Genomic DNA, 17202 nt, shown 5'->3' on the forward strand with positions numbered 1-17202 from the left:
TGAAGAACGGTACCAACAACGACTAAACGGCTTGGCTCCGTTAGAATACAGAGCGCAAGCCGTTTAAGTGATTTTTATTATTTATCCTGTCTACTTGACGGGGAGCAGTTCATTTTTTTGTCGTTTTTCGTGTGAGATTCGTCCAATTCAGGAGATCGGCTAAAATGTAGAAGAATCGGGCTTTTACGCAATAAACCGAACAGATTGATGACAAAACGGCTGAAACAGTTGAAAAAATCGTAAATTGTGCAGGGATTGCGAACGTTTCTGAACTCTCGCTATAGTGATTACAAAAAAACATGGGAGGAAGAAGAATCATGGAGAGCTTAGAAGCGTTACTCACACCACCGCAAGAGATCGAACAAGAGAATGCAAACATTGATGGCAAAACACCACTTGCGAAGTTACAACGGATTGCTGGGGAAGCAGCACGGCAGATGATGCGACGACATCTCGAAGCGGATGTCTTGCAGGCGCTTGACGACAACATTTTGTATATTCATGACGCCGATTATTATGTGACTGGGACGACGACTTGTGCCCAAATTCCGCTCGGTCAGTTACTCTCAAACGGATTTCAGACAACGCACGGTTCGATCCGTCCGGCGCAAGACATTCGTTCTGCCCTCGCCCTTGCGGCAATCATCGTCCAGGCGAATCAAAACATGCAGCATGGCGGACAAGCCTTCGCAACCTTTGATGATGATTTAGCGCCGTTCGTTGAAAAGACCTATCAACGGGAATGGACGAAACTAAATGACCTCGTTCCGCATTGGAAGCGGCGTAAGCGGGAGCGACATGCATGGCAGGAGACGTATGAAAAAACGTTTCAAGCATGTGAAGCATTCATTCATAATACGAATTCGATGCATTCGCGCGGTGGTGGACAGGTTCCGTTTTTATCCGTCAATTACGGAACGAATACGACGCAAGCAGGGCGGCTATTCCAGCGAGCCTTGCTAACAGCGACGGAGCGTGGACTGGGCAAAGGTGAGACACCGATTTTTCCGATTCAGATCTTTAAAGTCAAACAAGGCGTCAACCTGTCACCGACAGACCCGAATTACGATTTGTTTCAGCTTGCTACCCGCGTGACAGGAAAACGACTGTTTCCGAATTTTGCGTTTCTCGATGCGCCATTTAATCGCCAGGAGCAACCAGGAAAAGCAGAAGTCGCGTATATGGGATGCCGAACCCGTGTATTCGAGGATCGTGGAGACATACCGTCCGTCACAGGTCGTGGTAATTTATCCTTCACGAGCATCAATCTCGTCCGTTTGGCACTCCAGAGTCAAACCGTCGATCAAATGTTCGAAGTCGTCCAAGATACGACAAGACTTGCATGCCGGCAACTCATCGCACGGTATGAGTTCCAGGCAAGTCGAACGGCTGATGAGTTTCCATTTTTATATCAACACGTCTGGAAAGACGGTGAGACGCTAAGAAATAAGGATCAGGTAGGTCCGGTCCTCAAGCACGGGACGTTGGCGGTCGGCTTCATCGGTCTCGCGGAATGTTTGACCGTCCTGACGGGGAGTCATCATGGGTATTCCGAACTGGCACACCGGATTGGTCTTGCATTGATTCAAGCGATGCGGACGGTAGTCGACGATTTTGGCGAACAGACAGGGTTGAACTTTAGTTTACTCGCAACTCCGGCCGAAGGATTATCCGGTAAGTTCACACGTCGCGATGTCAGTGACTTTGGTGAGATCGAAGGAGTGACAGATCGACCGTATTATACAAATTCCTTTCACATTCCTGTCGATGCGCCGGTGACGATCCGTGAGAAGATTCAACTCGAAGCCCCGTTCCATGCATTATGTAATGGCGGTCATATCACCTATGTCGAGACGGATGGTGCGCTTGCTGGAAATCCGGAAGCAATCGAAGACATCGTTCGTTTAATGGCGGAAGCTGGAATCGGTTATGGATCAATCAATCATCCCGTCGATCGTTGTCTTGATTGCCGAACAGAGCAGACGATCGAGGATCAATGTCCGGTTTGCGGGAGTGGATCGATCGAACGCATTCGACGGATCACCGGATATCTCGTCGGTACGCTGGACCGCTGGAATGAAGCGAAACGGGCTGAAGAGCAGAATCGGGTGAAGCACGATGCTACGCGTTCTCTCCCTTCTTCCTGACTCCGTCGTCGACGGTCCCGGTCTGCGAACGGTCCTGTTTCTTGCTGGTTGTCCACACCACTGTATCGGCTGTCATAATCCGTCCTCCTGGGATCCTGCAGGTGGCGTAGCTTGGACAATTGACGAGACGGTCGCGCGGATTCAAGCAACCGGTCACCGGCGCCTGACGCTATCCGGTGGGGAACCATTGTTACAAGCAATAGCGCTCTATCGGCTACTAGAACGACTCGGACCAGACTATGAAGTGATCTTGTATACGGGCTATGTGTTGGAAGAGATCATTAAGCACCGAGAATGGTACCCCTTGTTACGCCGACTAGATGGATTGATTGATGGTCCGTTCATCCTATCGAAACTTGACCGAACGACAAGCTTTCGGGGGAGTACGAATCAAAGAATCTATAATCGACAACAGCTAAACAAACGTTTGGATTAGACAAAAACTCCCCCATCTTTTTAGACAGGGGAGAATCAAATCATGCATATTTTTGTTCTTGATCGACGGATTCGACGACTGCGAGCGTCGTTGTCCGTCGTTTTTTGATGAAAAACGATAAGATCAAAGCAGCAAGTGCGAGTAACGTCGCGATGAAAAACGTATCATTGATTCCTTCGATCATCGCCTGCATCTGCAACCATTCCGGATTTGCAGCTTCAGGTTGTGAAGCGAATTCCGGAACGTGGTGTTTCGTCCGCGATGTCATGATCGTGACGAGCAGACCTGAACCAATCGCACCCGATACTTGTGACAACGTATTGTTCAATGCCGTACCGTGGGGCGTCAAGTGTTGCGGAATATGGTTCAATCCGTTCGTCATGACCGGCATCATGACCATCGAGATTCCAAGGAAACGTAGCGTATACATAATGACGAGGAACGCGTATGACGTATCCGCAGTTAGCTGACTGAACGAGAACGTCGTCAAGACCGTCAGTGATAAGCCGATGATGGCAAGGATGCGAGCACCAAATCGGTCGAAGAGACGACCTGTTATTGGTGACATGATCGCCATGACGATCGCACCCGGTAACATCAAGAGACCAGAGTGAAATGGTGAGATGCCACGAATCGTCTGGATGTAGATCGGCATCAAGATCATCGCGGAGAACATCGACATGTTCAAGACCATTGAAATCCCTTGTGATAAAGGGAACATCGGATACCGGAAAATACCGAATTCAAGCATCGGTTCTTCGAGCATGAATTGACGTATAATGAAGGAAGTCAAACTGATTACACCGATGATCAATGATGCGATGACCGTCCAAGAGCCCCATCCAGCAGAACCAGCGGAACTGAAACCATACAGTAAACCACCGAAGCCGAAGCTTGAAAGGACGAGAGAGAACAAATCGAGTTTGAGTGAACTTTGAACTGTCTCTTTCTTCAATAAGAAGGCACCTGTGAAGAGTACGAGCAATGCGATCGGTGTGACGAGATGGAACAACATTCTCCACTCATAATGTTCAAGAATCCACCCGGACAATGTCGGTCCGATTGCTGGAGCGAAGGTGATGACGAGTCCGAAGATTCCCATCGCTTGCCCGCGCTTCTCGATTGGAAAACCGGTCAAGAGAACGTTCATTAACAGTGGCATCATGATCGCGGAACCCGACGCCTGCATCATGCGCGCGCCGAGTAGGAGCGGGAAGATGTGTGCTTGTCCGGCGATAATCGTTCCGAGTGAGAACAGTGTCATCGCGGTCAAGAACAGTTGGCGTGTTGAGAACTTTTGGACGAGGAATGCCGAAGTCGGAATCATGATCCCGTTAACGAGCATATATCCCGTCGTCAACCACTGGGCGGTGCTTGCCTGAATACCGAAAGATTTCATGATCGACGGTAAGGCGATATTGAGTAACGTCGAGTTCAGGACTGCAACGAACGCACCTGCCATAAGGACAGCTAAAATTAAATAAAGTCGTGATGATTGCTTGCTTGATTGCATTTCGTTATGCTCCTTTTGTACTACGAGTCTAAAATGTTAGACTTGAATTCTATGACTAACTTGGCTATCTTACCAGGCTAAGTCGAATGAATTCAAATTATTTGCTTCATACACTAAAATAAGTGGTTGTCGAACTAATTATGAACAGAAAAGGACAAGGCCATGAATCCAAAAAAGAAACAATTATTAGATGCTGCCTATCAGCTATTCGTCGAAAAGGGTTATCAATCAACCTCCATTCAGGATATTCTCGAACACAGTAACGTGTCTAAAGGGACGTTCTATAATTACTTCTCCTCTAAAAACGAATTATTCATTGATGTCTTTAATACCGTCTTTGAAAAAATGCGGACCGCGCGTAAGGAAATTCTTGTCGGACGAGATGTCTCGGATTATGAGACGTTCATTCAACAAGGTAACTGTTACTTGGAACTGATGCAAAAATATAAATTGTATACGTTGTTCGAAGAGGCGATTGCTTCAAATGAAAAAGAACTGAAGACGTTCATGGAGAATAACCGTCTTCTCGAAATCGAATGGACGTTTGAACGATTACGTGATTTATTCGGTCAGACGAAAGAACCGTATCTTCTAGATTTAGCGGTCATTTATACAGGAATGTTGCAATATGCGATGTACTTCTTCCGACAATCCGAACCGAACACACAACCGGAACGTGTCGTCCGTTACGTATTCAATCGATTGACGCATCTCGTCGAAGACGTCAGTCGGACGGAAGAACAGTTGATTCCGCCGCGCTTCCTATCCGTATGGCTCGACCGTCCACAAGATGAAGTCGTCATTCGGAAGGATTTGTTCGAGAAGACGAGTGCGCATATGAAACGCTTGATTACCCTGTCATCGATTTCCGACGAATCGAAGGAAGCCCATGAAGAGGTTCTTGATTTCATCTATGAAGAACTACTCGAACGGAAGAAACCCAAAATTCATCTTCTACGCCGGGCACTCGAGACGATGGACGAAGATCCGGTCTTTGCGGGTCAAGAAATCATGGCAACCTATAAGGCGATGGTCGATGAGATTGCCCGTGTGCGGACCAAAAATTCCTAAAAAGGTTGCTTTTTGAAACTAATCGGATTACACTGAGACCATTCATGTTAGAAAAGGGGTCTCATCATCATATGTTTACTCAATGGAAAAAAGAGTGGTTCCTGCAACCAAAAGCGGATTTGCTGTCCGGAATCGTCGTTGCCTTGGCACTCGTTCCGGAAGCAATCGCGTTTTCGCTGATCGCTGGCGTTAACCCGATGGTCGGTTTATACGCTTCCGTCATCATTGCGATCGTCATCTCGATTGCCGGCGGTCGTCCCGGAATGATTTCAGCTGCGACCGGTGCGATGGCACTCGTCGTCGTCCAGCTCGTCAAGGATCATGGTGTCGATTATTTACTAGCTGCCGGTATCCTTGCCGGAATTCTACAAATCACGTTCGGATTTTTAGGAATTGCTAAGTTATTACGATTCATTCCTCGATCCGTCATGGTCGGATTCGTCAATGCTTTAGCGATTTTGATTTTCTCGGCACAACTGCCGCAATTCGAAGGACAGAACTGGATCATGTACGCGATGGTCGCCGCATCACTCGCCATTATCTTGTTGTTCCCACGCGTGACGAAAGCGATCCCGGCACCACTCGTTGCGATCACGATCATGACAGTGTTGACGGTCGTCTTCTCACTCGATACACGAGTCATCGGGGACATGGGGCAAATCGAAGCGGCGTTACCAAGCTTCTTCTTGCCGGATGTTCCGTTCTCGCTTGAGACGCTCCAAATCATCTTCCCGTATGCATTGTCACTTGCATTCGTCGGGTTGATCGAATCGTTGCTGACAGCACGAATTGTCGATGAGATGACGGATACGACATCGAACAAAGCGATGGAATCACGCGGACAAGGAATTGCGAACATCATCGCAGGTATGTTCGGTGGCATGCCGGGCTGTGCAATGATTGGTCAGTCGGTCATCAATGTCACGTCTGGTGGGCGTGGTCGCTTGTCGACGTTGACAGCAGGTGTGTTTTTAATGCTGTTGATGTTCACGATGAACGATCTATTGATGACGATTCCAATGGGAGCGCTCGTCGGTGTCATGTTCTTCGTCTCGTATGCGACGTTTGATTGGGGCTCATTTAAGATGCTCAAGACGTCACCGAAGAGTGATTCTGCTGTCATGCTCGCAACCGTTCTCGTCACCGTATTGACGAACGATTTATCAATGGGCGTTCTTGTCGGGATCTTACTTGCTGCGTTATTATTTGCGTCAAAAATTTCTCGTATTCAAGTCGAGCGCAAGGAGCAAACAGATCGAGTCCGTTATACGATTCGTGGACCGTTGTTCTTTGCATCGACGACAGCATTTGCAGAACAGTTCCAGCTCGAAACTGATCCAGCGTCCGTCATCACGCTTGATTTCTCGGCGTGTCACTTGTTTGATGATTCTGCCATCGAAGCGATCGAGAACGTCGTCTTGAAATACGAACGACTTGGCAAAAAAGTCGAACTTGTTGGATTGAATGAAGAGTCGCAGGCGCTCGTTGATCGATTAGCGCAGCGAATCGCATAAGGGAACAGTAAGAGGATATGAGGAAGCGGTCGATACGATGTCGACCGTTTTTTTTGTTTCCTTCTGATTGACGATGAGAAGTGCGTCCATTGATTGGTTTCGCTATACTAAAAACAAAAGGGGGCAGTTAAGATGAAATGGTTTCGATTTGAGCAAGAAGGAAAAGTAGGGATCGGGGTTGAACGGGATGGCTCTACATATGATGTGACGGCACAAGTTTATACGGATTCATTGTTTGAAGTGATTTCACGTGAGTTCGATGTTGATCTTGATTTAGATCTCGCGCCACTACTTAAAAGAGATGTTCGAAAACTGGCACCGTATGTTCCGGCACGAAACGTCATCTGTGTCGGCAAGAACTACGCCGATCACATCAAGGAGATGGATACAGCGGGAGCGGGGAAATTCGTCTTGTTCACGAAAGCACCGACATCGATCGTTGGTCCGTTCGAACCAATCGAACGGCATGCGGATTTGACGAAGCAACTGGATTATGAAGGAGAACTCGCCATCATCATCGGCAAGACGGGGCGTGATCTGACACCAGAAAATGCGCTTGATCATGTGTTTGGCTACAGTATTGTCAATGACGTGACGGCACGGGATCTACAAAAAGAACACGTCCAGTTCTTCCGTGGTAAATCACTCGATGGGTTCTGTCCGTTTGGACCGGTCATCGTCTCAGCGGATAGCTTTGATCCAAGTGACGTCCTCGTCGAGACACGTGTGAACGGGCAACTCCGACAGTCAGGATCAACCGCCTTAATGTTGCGTGACGTCGTAACGATTTTAGTGGAAGTGTCACGTGGGATGACGCTTGAAGCCGGAGATGTCATCGCGACAGGAACTCCAGCTGGTGTCGGACATGGTATGAAACCACCGGTCTACCTTCAGACAGGGGATGTCGTCGAAGTATCGATTGAAGGAATCGGTCGTTTACAAAATGAAGTCCAGTGAACGAAGATGACCGAATTGATTGAATTGCATTCACCGCTTTCCAAATTACTTTGGAAAGTGGTTTTTTATTTTGTGAAAATCGTCAAAAATTTAAAAAATGATTGATTTCAAAAAATAAAACAGTCATAAAATGACCGTTTTTGATGTATAATGAAACTATAAGAACGGTTTCATGTCGAAAAAAGTCGTATTTTGAACGTTTTATAAAGAATTTATATAAATTTTGAACGTTTTTGATTGATTTTTAAATGTAAACGCTTTATATTAAAGATGCGGAGGGAAACCTTATGTTAACCAAAAAACGCCATCAACTCATCCTTGAGCTTTTAGCCCGAGAAGAAGTCGTCAAGATGCAAAAGATCGTCGAACAAACCGGTGCGAGTGAATCCACGATTCGTCGGGATTTATCACAACTCGAGACAGCAGGTCACCTGCGTCGAGTGCACGGGGGAGCAACAGCAAACCATTTGCAAATTGAAGAACTGAGTTACTTCGAGAAGAGTGACCAACATGTCGAAGAGAAGGAACGGATCGCGCGAGCGGCTGCTGACCTGATTGAAGACGGTATGTATGTCTATCTCGATGCCGGAACGACGACGCTTGCCATCGTTCCGTATCTCGAAGAGAAGGCGATTACGGTCGTAACGAACAGTCTTCCTCTAGCGAACACGTTACTCTATCACCGTATCCCGACGTTCGTCGTCGGAGGGCAACTCAAGCATTCAACGCAGGCACTCGTCGGTTACAACGCACGTGAAGGAATGTTGATTTACCATTTTGATGTCGCATTCCTTGGGATGAACGGTGTTCATCCGGCACAAGGCTTCACGACACCAGATCCGGAAGAGGCACTCGTAAAGAAGACAGCGATCGAATTAGCAAAACAATCGTATGTACTCGTCGATGAGACGAAGCTGGATGCGATCAGCTTCAGTCGGGTGGCGTCCTTGCAAGCGGCGACGATCATCACGACGACATCCAGTGAGCAAGCAGCGAAATACAGTCAATACACAGAGGTGGTGAACGCGAAATGATTTATACACTGACACTCAACCCATCAATCGACTATTATGTCACGTTACCGGTATTTGAGGCAGGACAAGTCAATCGTGTCGAACAGGCGGAAAAAGTGGCCGGAGGGAAAGGAATCAACGTCTCTCTCGTCCTAAAAAACTATGAGGTAGAAACACAAGCACTCGGATTCCTTGGAGGAAGTACTGGACAATTCATCCGGACGGAACTCGAGAAACGAGGCGTGTTAACGGACTTCACACCGATTCAAGATGAGACGCGGATCAACGTAAAGATTCGTGCCGATCAAGAATCTGAGCTGAATGCAGCGGGACCGAAGATTCAACCGGAAGAGCTGGAGCATTTATTATCCCGATTCAAGACGATGCAAGCCGGTGACATCGTCGTCTTCGCAGGTAGTATCCCAAGCAGTCTACCGCATGATCTCTATCGTCATATCGCGACGATCTTGAATGAACGGAACGTCCGCTTCGCTGTCGATACGACGAAGGAAGCGATGCTTGAAGTCTTACCGCTCGGTCCATTTTTAATCAAGCCGAATCACCATGAACTCGGTGAAATTTTCGACGTCGAGATTACGTCGAAGGAGATGGCCGTTCCATACGCGCAACAGCTCGTCGAGCGTGGTGCCGAGAATGTCGTCATCTCATTTGCAGGAGACGGAGCACTGCTCGTCAATCGTCAAGGTGCCTACACGGCAAACACACCGGCAGGAAAGCTCGTCAATTCCGTCGGTGCCGGAGATTCACTCGTCGCTGGATTCGTCGCCAGCCACGCGCTCGGCAAATCACCAGAAGAAGCGTTCCGCTATGCGGTAACGACTGGCAGCGCGTCTGCTTATTCCTTCGGTCTTTGTACGAAAGAAGATATCGATCGTCTCATCAAAGACGTCAACGTCGTTGAACTCATTCAATCCTAAAAGGAGTGTGACTACTCATGAAAATTACTGATCTCTTGACACGTGATACGATTCAACTCGATTTACAAGCGTCATCTAAAGCCGCTGTCATCGATGAACTCGTCAACGTCCTCGATCGGGCAGGAAAACTAAACGATCGCTCGGCATATAAAGAAGCAATTCTCGCACGGGAAGCACAAAGTACGACAGGTTTAGGGGAAGGAATCGCCATCCCACACGCAAAAACAGCAGCGGTCAAAACACCAGCAATCGCTTTCGGTCGTTCGGCAGGCGTTGACTACGAAGCACTCGACGGTCAACCAAGTCGGTTGTTCTTCATGATTGCGGCGGGTGAGAACGCAGATAATGCACACCTTGAAACACTCTCGAAACTATCCGTTTATTTAATGGATATGAACTTCCGCGATACGATCCTTGCGGCTAAAACGAAAGACGAAGTCATCGCAGCAATCGAAGCGAAGGAACGCGAAGAAGAAGGTCCAGTTGACGTCTCAAGCGACAACGTCGATCAAGACGCACCATATATCCTTGCCGTCACAGCTTGTCCGACAGGAATCGCACACACGTATATGGCAGCTGATGCCCTTCGTCAAAAAGCGGAAGAGATGGGTGTCCGTATCAAAGTCGAGACGAACGGATCGACAGGCGTCAAGAACGGTTTGACACAACAAGATATCAACGATGCGACAGCCATCATCGTCGCAGCGGATAAAGCAGTTGAGATGGATCGTTTTAACGGTAAACATGTCGTTGAAGTACCAGTTGCACAAGGAATTCGGAAACCACAAGAATTGATCAACCGTGCCGTCAAACAGGATGCACCTGTCTACAAAGCGAGCGGTTCAAGCGAAAGCTCAAAACCAGCTCGTGGCGGATTCTACAAACATTTGATGAGTGGGGTATCCGCGATGTTACCACTCGTCGTTGCAGGTGGTCTCTTGATCGCAATCAGCTTCTTCTGGGGTATCAACTCTGCTAACCCAAAAGATCCATCGTACAATGAGTTCGCTGCGCAATTGATGACGATCGGGAAAGCCGCGTTCGGTCTCTTGATTCCGATCCTCGCTGGATTTATCGCGATGTCGATCGCTGATAAACCAGGTCTTGCTCCTGGTCTAATCGCTGGTTTCCTTGCAAGCAACGGTAACGCTGGTTTCCTCGGCGGATTGATTGCCGGTTTCCTTGCCGGGTACGTCGTACTCTTGCTTGTTAAAGTATTCAAAGGTCTTCCAGCAGCACTTGAAGGAATCAAACCAGTCTTGCTCTATCCTCTGTTTGGTTCATTCATCACAGGAATGATCATGTTGCTCGTCATCAATGAGCCGATTGCGAAGTTCATGACATGGCTCACAGATTCATTGAACGGACTCAGTGGTGGAAACGCAATCCTCCTCGGTATGCTCGTCGCAGCGATGATGGCAATCGACATGGGTGGTCCAATCAACAAAACAGCATACGTTTTCGGTACAGCTGCTCTTACAGCAGGTAACACGGAAGTCATGGCAGCTGTCATGGCAGGTGGTATGGTTCCACCACTCATCGTTGCCTTCTCATCCACATTGTTCGCACGTAAGAAATTCACGCCGCAAGAACGTGAAGCAGGAATTGCTGCTTACGCAATGGGCGCATCGTTCGTCACAGAAGGTGCGATTCCATTCGCTGCAGCCGATCCACTGCGCGTCATTCCGTCAAGCGTCATCGGTTCAGCGATTGCTGGTGCGTTGACGATCGTCTTCGGCGTCTTGCTCCCTGCACCACACGGCGGTATCTTCGTCTTCCCGTTACTTGATGGTCCATCAGGTACGGTCATGGCAATCGTCGGTTACGCGGGTGCGATCCTCATCGGTTCACTCGTCGGTGCGGCAATCCTATCCTTCCTCAAAAAACCGCTTGTTGACCAATCGGTCGCGAAAGCGGAAATGACAGAAGGAACAGGTACGAAAGCATCATAATTCAACTAAATCCTCTCCGTTTTTAAGCGGAGGGGATTTTTTGTTGAATTTTGACGGCTAACGGTGAAGAATAGAGGGCATACTGAATAAGAAGGAGGGATGGACATGGGTGGACAATCCTTACAAATCGGACCACGGACCATAAAGACAGGTCTCGCGGTCATCTTGGCGCTGTTGATCAGTAATCTGTTCAACCTCAGCCCAATCCTGCCTGCGATCTCGGCAGCGACGACACTCCTGCCTTCGGTCTATCAGACATGGAAACAATTTCTCGAGGAAGCAGAGGCCAACTTGATTGGTGCCTTTTTGACGTTACTCGCACTTTGGATTTTAGGCGATAACCCGGCGAATCCGCTTGCGATCGGGATCGTCATCATGGCAGCAATTTCGATCTTGCTAGCTTTTGGTTTCGGGCGGACGATTCCACACGTCGTCTTGATGATCATCGTCATTCTCGAAAGTGTCGCGACTGCGACCGAACCACTTTGGCAAGTCGTTTTGATCCGCTACTTGCTCGTCATGCTCGGGATTGGTTGTGCACTCGGCATCAATGCGTTGATTTTCCCGCCACGTTACGGCAATGTCTATTACCAGAAAGCGACGAAACTCTTTGAGAAACTACTCGTCGTCACGCGAGCAATTGCCTTTGAAGGCAAAGTCACACCATATCGGGCAGCAATCGATAAGATGGGGCGTTCGCTCCTTGAGACACAAAACCTGTTCAACCTACACAAGGAAGAAATTAGAGGAACGCGTCAGAAGCATGCCTCGCTTCTACGGAACCTGCTGATCCTCAAACATATGCAATCGTGCCTCGAACGTGGCGTCGCGACGGCAGAGCGCTTTAGAGAACGAGAGAAGGCACTTGATTCGATTGCAGACGATCTTCGAAGTGAACTGTTCTATCACTTGATGCATATCGCCCAGCGACAAGAGAAAGTCTTGCTGACATACGATCTCCTGTTGACGGAAGAACCGCTCGCGATGGAGGATCTCGTCAAAGAGAACATTGCCTTCGTCAAGCACTCTTTTCTCGATCGTGATGAACTCGAGGAAGAAGTCATCATGGAAATTTTACCGATCGTCGTCTCGATGAACGAGTGGATACAAGAACTCGAATCCTTTGAAAAACGGCTCAATGGTGGGCTTCGTCGCCATATCACATCACTGACGATCGAACAAAAATCAGTCCGTGATAAAACATTTAATCGATTCAAACGTAAAAAAGCCATTGACGAAAGTAAAAAGTAAGCGTATAGTCCTCCTTAACGATACTTTACTTGCTAAAAGCATAACAGTATAACAGCATAACAGCATAACAACATAACAGAACGAAAGATTAAGCGATGATGAAACCGAAGTAAAGACCATCTCCCTGTTTCAGAGAGCACGTGGCGCTGCGAACGTGTACACAGATGGTGTTGAATTACAGTTTCTGAGCTTCTTGCGTAAGCGAGCGGAGCAAACCGTTATCCCAATCATGAGTGACTCAGTCGATGACTGGGTAATCAGGGTGGTACCGCGGCTTTCGTCGCCCCTGTCGAACGATACGTTCGGCAGGGGCTTTTTTGTTATCTTACATTCATTCAAGGGGGAACTCATATGTCTACACCAATCATTCCAAGTCACTTACGTCCACATGTCGCACCACAGCACTACGAAGACTACACGCCAACAGATCATGCCGTTTGGAGATACGTCATGCGACTGAATTTAAATACGTTACAAGATACAGCACATCCAGCATACCTCGAAGGGCTTGCTGCATCGGGCATCAGCCCGGAACGGATTCCAGATGTACGTGAGATGACAGCGAACCTAAGCCGTGGAGGCTGGGGAACAGTCGCTGTTGATGGTCTCATTCCTGGCGTCGCCTTCTTCGATTTCCAAGGACATGGTTTATTACCGATTGCGACCGATATTCGGAAGGTCGATAACATTCTCTATACACCAGCACCGGATATTCTGCACGAAGCAGCGGGGCATGCACCGATCTTGATGAATCCGGTCTACGCGGAATTCGTTCGTCGCTTCGGTGAGATCGGGGCACATGCCTTTAACCATAAAGCCGAGCATGACGTGTTCAAGGCACTCAAGAAATTGACGATCGTTAAAGAGAGTCCATTCTCGACGCCAGCCGATATCGAGCAAGCTGAAATTGAGCTTGCGGAGACACGGACACACGTCAAAGGAATTTCGGAAGCGAACGAAATCTCACGTCTGTTCTGGTGGACGGTTGAATTCGGTCTGATTGGTGATATCGACAACCCACAAATCTATGGGGCAGGTCTTCTATCATCAGTCGGTGAAAGTCGTCACTGCTTAACGGACGCGGTCGTTAAACATCCATTCTCGCTTGAGAAGGCACTTGCGACGAAACATGACGTGACGAGCATGCAAAAAGAACTCTTCGTTTGTGAATCGTTCGAACAGCTCCGCGATGCTCTCGAAGAATTCGCACAGTCGATGTCTTACATCCGCGGTGGTATCCACGGACTGACGAAAGCGGTCGAATCAGGTAACCTATCGACGCTCGTTTTCGACAGTGGTCTCTCGCTCGTTGGTGTTCCTGAAACGCAAGAGATTCACGATTCGCTGCATCTCGTCAAACTAACAGGTCCGACAGCACTTGCTGCGAACGGTGAAGTGTTGACAGGTCAAGGACTGGCAGATCATCCGGAAGGCTTTACACTCCTTCACGGCAAGGAATTGAACGAAGTATTGATGCAAGTGAAAGTCGGTGAACGTCTCGACTGGGCGGAAGGAAATGTTCATGTCACAGGTGACATCTCAGCGATTCAAAACGTCAATGGAAACCGGGCACTCGTCGTCTTAGAAGCAGCGACGCTTGCAAACGACGGGAAAACGATGACGATGGACCGGATGGAATTGATCGTCGGTGACATCACGTCAGCATTCCCGGGAACGGAAGTTGAAGCACTGAAGCCGATTCCGGAAACGGTCGAGTTCGAACGAATCGAACGTCCGTTGACAGCGGCTGATCCGATCTTCGAAGTCGTCCGCGAGATTCGTGAAGGACGTGCCGGTCGGGAACGGTTGCCGCAACTGATCGACCAGACACTCGTCCAGTTACCGGACGCTTGGTTACTCCGTCTTGAATTACTCGAGTTAGCGGATGAAGTCGATCAACCACGTCTGATTGCAGATCTCGAGCGCTTAAAAGCGACGTCTGAGCAGCGAAATGAATTGATCACGCGTGGGATGGCCTTACTCGACGTCGTTCATCAATGAGTCGAACTCCGGTTCTGAACCTGTTAGAATGGAGACATTCGGTAAAAGGGGATGATCGGTTATGACAAATTATTATCAAGACGTAAAGGAATTCCACCGTGTGTTTTCACACCCTGGCGCAACGACGCCAACACCTATGACGGTCGATCGTGGGATTAAACGCTCGACCTGGACGGCGGAAGAAGCGGTCGTTGAGTTCTTGCATCAAACGGCGACGAGTGAAGCAGAGTTCCTCGAGGCAATCGAACGTTTCAAGTCAGGGCTTGATACAGCGGTCGAAAAATCGCTCCAGATGAAACAACCTGAAACAGATGTCGAACGGCTCGTCGGACAAGGGGATGCCTTGACGGACGCGCTCTACTTCATCATGGGAAGCTTTGTTGAGATCGGGCTTGATCCGGCTCCATTGTTCGAGATCGTTCAACGTGCCAACATGGCGAAGCTTGGACCGGACGGAAAACCAATCTTCCGAGAATCTGACCGAAAGGTCATGAAACCAGAAGGCTGGCAACCACCGGAACCACAGCTTGAAGCAGAAGTACGTCGACAAATTGCTGCGGCTTCGAGTACGTCAAAAGCTTGATTCATTACGATAAAAAGAGAGGGATGACTGGTCTGCGAACCGGTCATCCCTCTCTTGTTGTATCTATTCGCTTCTTACTTGATAACGCGATAAATCAAGTTGACGGGCGGTGAGGAACTCGACACCTTCTGCTTCAAGCGCAAGTCGCTGTTCATCGCCTTCAAGTGATAGTTTTCCACCAGCAGCAAGCACGCGGTGCCACGGTAGACGTTCCGTCTTACTCATGCTGTGAAGAATCCGCGCCACTTGTCGTGCGCTACGCGGATGACCAGCGAGTCGGGCGACTTGCCCGTACGTCATGACCTGACCAGCAGGAATCGAGCGAATGATCGTCAGAACATCTTGCGTAAACGGAGTCATGACTCGTCAGAAGCGATGACATACTGTTGAATCTTATCGTCTTCGTCAAAGCCGATCGTCACATCAATGATGCCTTGTTGTAGTCGAATCTGAAGTTCAAGGCGGTCCTTGATGTCGTCTGCTTGAGCGATCGTCAACGTTGGATCAACTTCGATTTCAACTTCGACGTGGAAATGATCGCCTTCTTTAATAACTTCCAGTTTACTAATGTCTTTGACGTCTGGGTCTTTCATGATCAGTCCGCCGAGACGTGCTGCCATCGTCTCATCGGCTTCACCAAGTGCACCAGCTGCGTTTTGCAGGAAGACGTTTCCGACGACGTAAAACATCATCAGCCCGATCAGGATAGAAGCAATTCCTTCTGCCTGATGAAACGGTGTCACATGTGAGATGATGACGGCGATCATCGCGACGATTCCGCCAGCCGTTGCGACTAAGTCTTCAAGAAACACAAGGCGTGTCGCGGGTTTCGCTTGTTTGAGTGAGCGGAAGCTGTCAAGAATCAAGCGTGGTCCTTTTGAGTCCAATTTCGCATCATGCGCGATTTCCTGCATTGCTTTAAAGAACACACCACTTTCTAAGACGACCCCTGCGAATAAAACGGATAACATGATCCAGAAGCCTGTCGATTCTGTCGGTTCGATGATGTGGGCAATCCCTTCATGAATCGTTTCGTAGGCCATGATGCCGACAAAGAGGATGGCGCCTAACAAGACGAGATTGACGAGACGACCAAAGCCGTTCGGGAACCGTTTCGTCGGTGCCTTTTTACTGAGGGCAGAACCGATGAAGACGAAAAATTGGTTGGCAGCGTCCCCGAGCGTATGCATCATTTCGGCGAACATCGCGACATTTCCCGTCAGGACGTAGGCAATTGCCTTGATGATGGCGATGACGGAGTTAACGATGCCTGCCGTCAGCGCCGACCGGTTTCCCCGGCGTAATAACGTAAAAAATTCTCCCATGATTGTACTCCTTTTAGTTAAGTTACGTATTAGTTCATTTTATTATGTTACATCATTTTGAGAAAAACGACTATCTTCACATGAAAAAACCCACGCAAGCTGCGCGGGTTTAACTCGTCAAGACAAGTCGATTGTTTTATTGATTTCGTTCTCATCGTCTTTGCCGACGACTTTCTTCAAAACTTGTTTGACGGACTTTGTCGTGTTTCCTGTTTCCCAGTACTCAGCAGCTTCCGTGTTGACCTTGATCAAGACGACTTTCGGATCTTCGTATGTCGTTCCAAGATATGCTTCGTAACGTGGACTCCAGAGCTCTTTTTTTCGTTCGATGTCTTCGACGAGTTCTGCTGTCCCACGAATCGAGACGTATGATTTGTCGACGTACGCGACGTTAACACTCGGATTCTTAAGTAATTCTTGATACTTGTCCGTTTCTTTTGAAGTGAGGAACCAGAGGTCGCCATCAAATTCGATATCCTGTGTCTGCATCGGACGCGATAC

General features: G+C 48.5%; 15 protein-coding genes and 1 other annotated feature. Of the genes, 11 read left to right on the forward strand and 4 right to left on the reverse strand.

The window, feature by feature from the left end:
- Positions 1-317: 317 nt before the first annotated feature.
- On the forward strand, positions 318-2147 hold the full coding sequence (locus tag B4C70_RS03100) for an anaerobic ribonucleoside triphosphate reductase (protein WP_290776916.1): 1830 nt from the start codon (positions 318-320) through the stop codon (positions 2145-2147).
- Positions 2119-2583, forward strand: a complete 465-nt coding sequence (locus tag B4C70_RS03105; protein WP_290776917.1) for a 4Fe-4S single cluster domain-containing protein — start codon at positions 2119-2121, stop codon at positions 2581-2583. Before B4C70_RS03100 ends, B4C70_RS03105 begins: the two co-directional genes overlap by 29 nt.
- A 40-nt stretch (positions 2584-2623) precedes the next feature.
- Here B4C70_RS03105 and B4C70_RS03110 read toward each other — a convergent pair whose 3' ends face one another.
- Complete coding sequence (locus tag B4C70_RS03110; RefSeq protein WP_290776918.1) at positions 2624-4096, reverse strand: DHA2 family efflux MFS transporter permease subunit; 1473 nt, start codon at positions 4094-4096, stop codon at positions 2624-2626.
- Positions 4097-4258: 162 nt separating this feature from the next.
- Between B4C70_RS03110 and B4C70_RS03115 the strand changes: the two genes are divergently transcribed.
- The 9 genes from B4C70_RS03115 to B4C70_RS03155 all read left to right on the forward strand — a co-directional run bounded on the left by B4C70_RS03115 (position 4259) and on the right by B4C70_RS03155 (position 15376).
- Positions 4259-5167: a TetR/AcrR family transcriptional regulator gene (locus B4C70_RS03115; protein WP_023467724.1), complete on the forward strand. Its 909-nt coding sequence runs from the start codon at positions 4259-4261 to the stop codon at positions 5165-5167.
- Positions 5168-5238: 71 nt separating this feature from the next.
- Positions 5239-6681 carry a SulP family inorganic anion transporter gene (locus B4C70_RS03120; protein WP_290776919.1) on the forward strand — a complete coding sequence of 481 codons (1443 nt, stop codon included), beginning with the start codon at positions 5239-5241 and terminating at the stop codon, positions 6679-6681.
- Positions 6682-6813: 132 nt separating this feature from the next.
- Entirely contained in the window at positions 6814-7638 is an 825-nt protein-coding gene (locus B4C70_RS03125; protein ID WP_290776920.1) for a fumarylacetoacetate hydrolase family protein, read from the forward strand.
- 287 nt (positions 7639-7925) lie between these two features.
- Entirely contained in the window at positions 7926-8672 is a 747-nt protein-coding gene (locus B4C70_RS03130) for a DeoR/GlpR family DNA-binding transcription regulator (RefSeq protein WP_035408796.1), read from the forward strand.
- The gene (pfkB, locus tag B4C70_RS03135) at positions 8669-9589 is read left to right on the forward strand and encodes a 1-phosphofructokinase (RefSeq protein WP_195865443.1); all 921 of its coding nucleotides are present in this window, start codon (positions 8669-8671) and stop codon (positions 9587-9589) included. The genes B4C70_RS03130 and pfkB overlap by 4 nt, the downstream gene beginning before the upstream one ends.
- A gap of 17 nt (positions 9590-9606) precedes the next feature.
- Positions 9607-11541, forward strand: coding sequence for a PTS fructose transporter subunit IIABC (locus B4C70_RS03140; RefSeq protein ID WP_035408791.1), 1935 nt, complete (start codon positions 9607-9609; stop codon positions 11539-11541).
- Positions 11542-11646: 105 nt separating this feature from the next.
- Entirely contained in the window at positions 11647-12792 is a 1146-nt protein-coding gene (locus B4C70_RS03145; protein ID WP_035408788.1) for an FUSC family protein, read from the forward strand.
- Positions 12793-12878: 86 nt separating this feature from the next.
- Positions 12879-13083: a binding site (T-box leader), on the forward strand.
- A gap of 60 nt (positions 13084-13143) precedes the next feature.
- Positions 13144-14793 carry an aromatic amino acid hydroxylase gene (locus B4C70_RS03150; protein WP_290776921.1) on the forward strand — a complete coding sequence of 550 codons (1650 nt, stop codon included), beginning with the start codon at positions 13144-13146 and terminating at the stop codon, positions 14791-14793.
- A 61-nt stretch (positions 14794-14854) separates the two neighbouring features.
- Entirely contained in the window at positions 14855-15376 is a 522-nt protein-coding gene (locus tag B4C70_RS03155; protein ID WP_290776922.1) for a hypothetical protein, read from the forward strand.
- 63 nt (positions 15377-15439) lie between these two features.
- Here the strand turns inward: B4C70_RS03155 and B4C70_RS03160 are convergent, their stop codons facing one another.
- The 3 genes from B4C70_RS03160 to B4C70_RS03170 all read right to left on the reverse strand — a co-directional run.
- Positions 15440-15736, reverse strand: coding sequence for an MGMT family protein (locus tag B4C70_RS03160; protein WP_214855320.1), 297 nt, complete (start codon positions 15734-15736; stop codon positions 15440-15442).
- Positions 15733-16701 (reverse strand): cation diffusion facilitator family transporter, encoded by a 969-nt coding sequence (locus B4C70_RS03165; RefSeq protein WP_290776923.1) that lies wholly within the window; start codon positions 16699-16701, stop codon positions 15733-15735. The genes B4C70_RS03160 and B4C70_RS03165 overlap by 4 nt, the downstream gene beginning before the upstream one ends.
- A gap of 117 nt (positions 16702-16818) precedes the next feature.
- Positions 16819-17202, reverse strand: a 384-nt coding sequence (locus B4C70_RS03170) for a pyridoxamine 5'-phosphate oxidase family protein (RefSeq protein WP_290776924.1), incomplete at its 5' end; no start/stop codon positions are given.

The sequence above is a fragment of the Exiguobacterium sp. UBA5002 genome, from assembly GCF_002396765.1.
Classification (GTDB): Bacteria; Bacillota; Bacilli; order Exiguobacteriales; family Exiguobacteriaceae; genus Exiguobacterium_A.